The following is a 6,503-nucleotide window of genomic DNA, read 5'->3' on the forward strand; positions in this document are numbered from 1 at the left end:
GGTGGGTGCCCGGCCGCCGAGCAGGCCCGACGTGCTCGCCGCGCTCGACCGTGAGGGCCTGCTGCCCGCGATCACGTTCATCTTCTCCCGCGCCGGCTGCGACGCCGCGGTCAAGCAGTGCCTGCGCTCCCCGCTGCGGCTGACCGACGACAAGGAACGGGCCCGCATCGCCGAGATCGTCGAGCGCCGCTGCGCCGACCTGCCCGAGGACGACCTGATCGTGCTCGACTACCACGAATGGCGCGAAGGCCTGCTGCGCGGACTCGCCGCCCACCACGCCGGGATGCTCCCGGTGTTCCGGCACACCGTGGAGGAGCTGTTCACCGCCGGGCTGGTCAAGGCGGTGTTCGCCACGGAGACCCTGGCGCTGGGCATCAACATGCCCGCCCGCACCGTGGTGCTCGAGCGGCTGGTCAAGTTCAACGGCGAGCAGCACATGCCGTTGACCCCGGGGGAGTACACCCAGCTGACGGGGCGTGCGGGCCGGCGCGGCATCGACGTCGAAGGCCACGCGGTGGTGCTGTGGCACAGCCACGACGACATGGCCGAACCGGCCGAGATCGCCGGGCTGGCCTCCACCCGCACATTCCCGCTGCGCAGTTCGTTCGCGCCCTCCTACAACATGACGATCAACCTGGTCCAGCACATGGGCCCGGAACAGGCCCACCAGCTCCTCGAGCAGTCGTTCGCCCAGTACCAGGCGGACCGCTCGGTGGTGGGGCTGCGCCGGGGCGTCGAGCGCGGCGAGCGGCTGCTCGACGAGATCGCCGCCGAACTGGGCGGGCGCGACGCGCCGATGCTGGACTACGCGCGGTTGCGGGCCCAGATCTCGACCCGGGAGCGCGCGCAGTCGCGGGCCTCGCGGCTGCACCGGCGCAAGGCCGTCAACGAGGCGCTGGCCGCGTTGCGCCGCGGCGACATCATCAACATCGCGCAGGGCCGCCGCGGCGGGCTGGCCGTGGTCCTCGAACCGGACCGCGACAGCGACGACCCGCGACCGCTGGTACTCACCGAACACCGTTGGGCGGGCAGGATCTCGTCGGCCGACTACACCGGGGCGTCGACCACCGTGGGGTCGATGGCGTTGCCCAAGCGCGTCGAGCACCGCAACCCGCGGGCACGCCGGGACCTGGCCTCGGCGCTGCGCTCGGCGGCCGCAGGCCTGGATCTGCCGTCGAACCGCAGGCGGGGCGGTGCGGCGGAGGAACGCGACGTCGATCCAGAGCTGCCCGGGCTGCGGGAACGGCTGCGCAACCACCCGGCGCACCACGCGCCCGACCGTGAGGACAGGATCCGGCTCGCCGAGCGGTATCTGCGCATCGAACGCGACAACGCCGAGATCCAGAAGAAGGTGGCCGCCGCCACCAATTCGCTGGCCCGGACGTTCGACAGGATCGTCACCCTGCTCGCCGAACGTGGTTACATCGAGACGGCGGACGACGGTGACCCGAAGGCCACCGACGACGGCCGGCTGCTGGCCCGGATCTACAGCGAGAGTGACCTTTTGGTGGCCGAGTGCCTGCGCGGCGGCATCTGGGAGGGCCTCGGGCCCGCCGAACTCGCCGCGGTGCTGTCCACGGTGCTCTACGAATCGCGGGGCGACACACCCGGCGCGCCAGCGGGTCTGGAGGCGCCGACGGCCGCGCTGCGGCGTGCGCTGGCGCGGACCAGGCGTACGTCGGCGGAGTTGCGGGCCGAGGAGCAGCGGCACCGGATCGGGCCCAGCCGCGAACCGGACGACGGGTTCGTCGCCGCGGTGTACCGGTGGGCCACCACCGGCGATCTCACGACCGCGCTGGCCGCATCCGACGTCGCGGGCAGCGGGTCGCCGTTGTCGGCAGGCGATTTCGTCCGGTGGTGCCGTCAGGTCCTCGACCTCCTCGACCAGGTGCGCAACGCGGCGCCGACGGCGGCGATGCGCACGGCGGCGAAACGCGCCATCAACGACATTCGACGCGGCGTCGTGGCAGTTGATGCGGGGTAGTGTGTTGCCAGCCGACCCAGGACCTGACCGCAGGATCCACCTCAGGACGACCAAGGAGAGACGATGAGCGGACCGCAGGGTTCCGACCCCTCGCAGCCGTGGCAGGGCCAGCAACCGGAGGCCGGCAGCGATCAGCCCTCGGGTGATCCGTCGAGCGCATCGTGGCAGCCCTCGGGCGCGAGCGGTGACCAGTCCACGTCACAGCAGCCGTCGTGGCAGCCGCAGCCCGCCGACGAGTCGACCACCCAGGTGCCCAGCTGGCAGCAGCCGCCGCCGGCCTACGGTCAGCAGCAGTATCCGCAGTATCAGCAGCCGGGCCAGGAGCAGCCGACCTATCAGGCGCCGCAGCAGCCGCAGTACCCGTCCACCGAGCAGTACGGGCAGTACGGCCAGCAGCCGGGGCAGCAGTACGGCCAGCCGCCGCAGTACGGCCAGCAGCCGGGACAGTACGGGCAGACCGGTCAGCAGCCGCAGTACGGCCAACCCCAGTACGGGCAGCCGCCCCAGTACGGCCAGCAGCCCGACCAGTACAACCAGTACGGGCAGTACCAGGCGCCCGGCTCGGAGTCCGGGTCGAAGAGTTCGCTGAAACTGATTCTCGGCGTCGTCGGCGGGCTGGTGGCGATCCTCGTCATCGCCGTGCTGGTGACGGCCCTGTGGCTGCCGGGCTGGGCGGTCACCACCAAGCTCGACGTCAACGCCGCACAGTCGGGTGTGGAGCAGATCCTCACCGACGAGGAGAACGGCTACGGCGCCAAGAACGTGCAGGACGTCGTCTGCAACGACGGCCAGAGCCCCGAGGTCAAGCAGGGCGCGACGTTCGACTGCGACGTCAGCATCGACGGCACCAAGCGCACGGTGACGGTGACGTTCCAGGACGACGACGGAACCTACGAGGTCGGCAGGCCCCGCTAGTCCGGAAGCTCGTCGAGCGCTTTCTGCAGGCGCCCGACCGATGACGTGACGCCCAGTTCGCCGGCCAGGTCGGCGACCTTGCGCGGATGGACGGCGGCCAGCGGCAGCGTGTCGGACTCGGTGGTGAAGGTGACGGGCGCGTCGTGGGCCACCCGCACCACCGGCCCGGCGGCCTCGATGTAGTCCGTCGCCGCGAGCAGCTTCTTGCGGTAGGCCTTGCTCATCTTCGACTTCGGGTCGTCGGCGGCGGCCACGATCGCCTCCAGCGAGCCGTACTGCGCGAGCAGGGTGGCCGCCGTCTTCTCGCCGACGCCCGGGACGCCGGGCAGACCGTCGGACGGGTCGCCGCGCAGCAGCGCCAGTTCGGCGTAAGCAGGCCCGGCCCGCTCGACCGGCACGTGGTACTGGTCGGCGACCTCCGCGGGGCCGAACATCGAGGCCTTGGACATGCCGCGGCCCAGGTAGAGCACCCTGACCTGGACGGGGTCGTCGGCGACCAGCTGCAGGAGGTCGCGGTCCCCGCTGACCACGACGACCCGGTCCTTGCGTTCGCGGGCGGCGAGGGTGCCCAGCACGTCGTCGGCCTCGTATCCGGGCGCGCCGGCGGTGGCGATGCCGAACGCATCGAGCATCGCCATGATCATGTCCACCTGCGGGGTCAGCTCGTCAGGCACCTCCTCGACGTCGGGGGTGCCCGCCGGTTCGGCCTCGGCGACGCGATGCGCCTTGTACGACGGGATCAGGTCCACCCGCCACTGCGGGCGCCAGTCGTCGTCGCGGCACACCACCAGCCGGCTCGGCCGTTCGCGGCCGATCAGCATCGCCACCGCGTCGAGGAAGCCGCGCAGCGCGTTGACCGGCCTGCCGTCGGGCGCGGTGATCGACGACGGCAGCGCGAAGTAGGACCGGAACCACATGCTGGCCCCGTCGAGCAGCAGCAGCGGCCCGCTCATCGTGCGCTCTCGAACACGTAGGCGCCGCTGGTGATCGGCCGGTCGCCGTTGCCTTCGTCGTAGAGCACCACCCTGGCCGCGACCAGGCCGTCGGCGCCGGTCATGGCTTCGGACTCGGCGCGGAACGGCCCGGCCGTGCCGCGCGCCATGAACATGACGTGTGACGACGCGCCCTGCAGCCGGCCGGTGCCCGCGAGCCGGGCCGCCGCGTCGGTGGCCGCCGTCTCGAGCAGGACGAACTGGGGCCCGATGTGCAGGGCGGCGTCCGGCGAGGCCACGTCGGCCGAGAGCTCGGGCAGCGCCCAGTGCCCGTCGGGCCTGCGGTGCCCGCCGAATACCTGCCACAGCGGGGGCAGGTCCGGCGAGTCGACCACCTCGATGTTGTCCACCTCCATCTTCTGCAGCCCCTCCGGCGGGACGCCGATGCTGACGCCCTGGCCCTCGATCAGTGCGAGCACGCGGTCCGGCCGGTCGGCGTCGACGATCTTGGCCCGGCTGTAGCCCATCTGCCTGCCACGGCGCAGCTCCTCGGACACCACCTCGAAGCGGCGGACGTCGCGGCCGGGGTCGATGATCTGGCACGAGTGCACGACGGGGTTGGGCACCGCCTCGAGGTCGGACATGTGCCCGCTCTCGGGCGCCGCGATCGACAGCACCGCCAGCAGCAGGCCGCCGGTGGGATTGCGCATGTCGTGGCGCACCACGACGGTGTCGTCGACGTCCCGCGGATCCATGGTCGCGTACTGCCTGCCGATGTAGCGGTAGCTGAGCAGGCCGCCCCAGCGCCGCCGCAACTCCTCGGCGTACTCGTGACTGTCGGTGAGTTCGCGGATGTCGCGCAGCATTCGGCTCACACTACTGGCGGCGATTAGCCTTTCAGCCATGAGTTCCGCCCGTTTCGATTCCGATGTGTACGCCCGCCGACTGGCCGCCGCCGCGGAGGCCACCGCCGAGGCCGGGCTGGCCGGCCTGGTCATCACCCCCGGCTACGACCTGCGCTACCTGACCGGGTCGCGGGCGCAGACCTTCGAGCGGCTGACCGCACTGGTGGTTCCGGCCACTGGAGCGCCGACGGTGGTGGTGCCTCGGCTCGAGCTGGCCGCACTCAGGGAGTCCGCGGTCACCGAACTCGGCGTGGCCGTGCGCGACTGGGTGGACGGCGACGACCCCTACCGGCTGGTGGCCGAGGCGCTCGGCGGGGCGCCTGCCGCCACCGCGGTCACCGACGCGATGCCGGCCCTGCACCTGCTGCCGCTGGCCGGGGTGCTCGGCGTGGTCCCGGTGCTGGCCACCGATGTGCTGCGGCGGCTGCGGATGGTCAAGGACGCCGCCGAGATCGACGCGCTGCGCACGGCGGGCGCGGCGATCGACCGGGTGCACGAGCGGGTGCCCGAGTTCCTGGTGCCGGGCCGCACCGAGGCCGACGTGGCGGCAGACATCGCGAAAGCGATTGTCGACGAAGGACATTCGGAGGTCGCGTTCATCATCGTCGGCTCGGGCCCGCACGGCGCCGACCCGCACCACGAATGCTCGGACCGCGAACTGCGGGCCGGCGACATCGTGGTCGTTGACATCGGTGGACCGGTCGAGCCGGGATACAACTCGGACTCCACCCGGTCCTACAGCATCGGCGAGCCGGATCCCGAGGTGGCCCGGCGCTACGCGGTGCTGCAGCGGGCACAGCGCGCCGCCGTGCAGGCCGTCCGCCCCGGGGTGACCGCCGAGCAGGTCGACGCCGCGGCCCGCGACGTGCTGGCCGCCGAGGGTCTGGCCGAGGCGTTCGTGCACCGCACCGGGCATGGCATCGGGCTGTCGGTGCACGAGGAGCCCTACGTGGTGGCCGGTAACGACCTGCCGCTCGAACCCGGGATGGCGTTCAGCGTCGAGCCGGGCATCTACTTCCCGGGGCAGTGGGGTGCCCGCATCGAGGACATCGTGATCGTCACCGACGACGGCGTGCTGCCGGTCAACAGCAGACCGCACGAGCTGATCGTGGTGCCGGCAGGTCCCGCCGCGACGGTGTGACGCGCGGGGCCCGGGGAGCTCAGTCCTCGCCGCGGTCGAGCAGGTCGGAGGAGCCGAGTACCCGCTCCACCCGCACCTCGATGACCACGCGGCGCGGATTCACCCGCGGCGTGCGGTACCGCTGCGCGTAGCGCAGTTCCGCGTCGCGCACCGCCTCGGGGTCGGTGTTGACGGCGGATTTGCCCTCGAGCGACAGCCAGCGCGCGCCGTCGACCTGACTGAGCACGGCCGCGCCGCGCTGGTCGGCGTTCACCGCCTTCTGAGAGCCGCCGGTGGTGATGACACGCGCGATGTGGGTCTTGGGGTCGAAGGTGAAGCCGACCGCCACCACGTGCGGCGAGTTGTCCGCCCGCAGCGTGGTCAGCATGGCGAGATGGCGTTCGGTGAGGAACGCGATCGCGTCGTTGGTGAGCCGGGTCGTTGCCTTCGCCATCAACGCCCACGCTAGCGCAGGACATAATCGCAGCTGTGAAAGACACGGCCGACACGGCTGACAGGCTCGCACCCGGCGTCGTCGTCGTCTTCGGCGGCCGCAGCGAGATCGGCACCGAACTCGCCGTGCGGCTGGCGCCCGGCGCCACGGTGGTGCTGGCGGCCCGCGGCCCGGAGCGACTGGGCGAGCAGGT

The 6,503-nt window shown here is 71.9% G+C and carries 6 protein-coding genes and 1 pseudogene; 4 read left to right on the top strand and 3 right to left on the bottom strand.

Going from position 1 to position 6,503, the window contains the following annotated elements; genetic code table 11:
• Both Q2100_RS28910 and Q2100_RS28915 read left to right on the top strand, forming a co-directional pair.
• Nucleotides 1-1,984: helicase-related protein (locus tag Q2100_RS28910; RefSeq protein ID WP_302916795.1), on the top strand; the 1,984-nt coding region annotated here is incomplete at its 5' end.
• Between the two features lie 63 nt (nt 1,985-2,047).
• Nucleotides 2,048-2,899 (top strand): DUF4333 domain-containing protein, encoded by an 852-nt coding sequence (locus Q2100_RS28915; protein WP_302916796.1) that lies wholly within the window; start codon nt 2,048-2,050, stop codon nt 2,897-2,899.
• On the opposite strand, the gene Q2100_RS28920 is transcribed toward Q2100_RS28915, so the two are convergent.
• Together Q2100_RS28920 and Q2100_RS28925 are read right to left on the bottom strand one after the other, a co-directional pair.
• Nucleotides 2,896-3,852 carry a 5'-3' exonuclease gene (locus Q2100_RS28920; protein WP_302916797.1) on the bottom strand — a complete coding sequence of 319 codons (957 nt, stop codon included), beginning with the start codon at nt 3,850-3,852 and terminating at the stop codon, nt 2,896-2,898. The two genes, Q2100_RS28915 and Q2100_RS28920, sit on opposite strands and share 4 nt — an antisense overlap.
• Nucleotides 3,849-4,697 carry a hypothetical protein gene (locus Q2100_RS28925; RefSeq protein ID WP_302916798.1) on the bottom strand — a complete coding sequence of 283 codons (849 nt, stop codon included), beginning with the start codon at nt 4,695-4,697 and terminating at the stop codon, nt 3,849-3,851. The genes Q2100_RS28920 and Q2100_RS28925 overlap by 4 nt, the downstream gene beginning before the upstream one ends.
• Before the next feature lie 37 nt (nt 4,698-4,734).
• On the opposite strand from Q2100_RS28925, the gene Q2100_RS28930 reads away from it, so the two are divergent.
• On the top strand, nt 4,735-5,877 hold the full coding sequence (locus Q2100_RS28930) for a M24 family metallopeptidase (RefSeq protein ID WP_302916799.1): 1,143 nt from the start codon (nt 4,735-4,737) through the stop codon (nt 5,875-5,877).
• A 19-nt stretch (nt 5,878-5,896) separates the two neighbouring features.
• On the opposite strand, the gene Q2100_RS28935 is transcribed toward Q2100_RS28930, so the two are convergent.
• A complete protein-coding gene (locus tag Q2100_RS28935; RefSeq protein WP_264012747.1) occupies nt 5,897-6,310 on the bottom strand; it encodes a F420-dependent biliverdin reductase in 414 nt (137 codons plus the stop codon).
• 35 nt (nt 6,311-6,345) lie between these two features.
• Here Q2100_RS28935 and Q2100_RS28940 point away from each other — a divergent pair.
• Nucleotides 6,346-6,503 (top strand): annotated as a pseudogene (locus tag Q2100_RS28940) (oxidoreductase); the annotation flags it as partial.

It is taken from the genome of Mycolicibacterium arseniciresistens (assembly GCF_030519285.1).
Classification (GTDB): domain Bacteria; phylum Actinomycetota; class Actinomycetes; order Mycobacteriales; family Mycobacteriaceae; genus Mycobacterium; species Mycobacterium arseniciresistens.

What these genes read in the sequence shown, in the direction of transcription:
- Q2100_RS28920 (WP_302916797.1), bottom strand. Translation starts at nt 3,852, where the DNA reads ATGAGCGGGCCGCTGCTGCTGCTCGACGGGGCCAGCATGTGGTTCCGG.
- Q2100_RS28915 (WP_302916796.1), top strand. Translation starts at nt 2,048, where the DNA reads ATGAGCGGACCGCAGGGTTCCGACCCCTCGCAGCCGTGGCAGGGCCAG.
- Q2100_RS28930 (WP_302916799.1), top strand. Translation starts at nt 4,735, where the DNA reads ATGAGTTCCGCCCGTTTCGATTCCGATGTGTACGCCCGCCGACTGGCC.
- Q2100_RS28935 (WP_264012747.1), bottom strand. Translation starts at nt 6,310, where the DNA reads ATGGCGAAGGCAACGACCCGGCTCACCAACGACGCGATCGCGTTCCTC.
- Q2100_RS28925 (WP_302916798.1), bottom strand. Translation starts at nt 4,697, where the DNA reads ATGCTGCGCGACATCCGCGAACTCACCGACAGTCACGAGTACGCCGAG.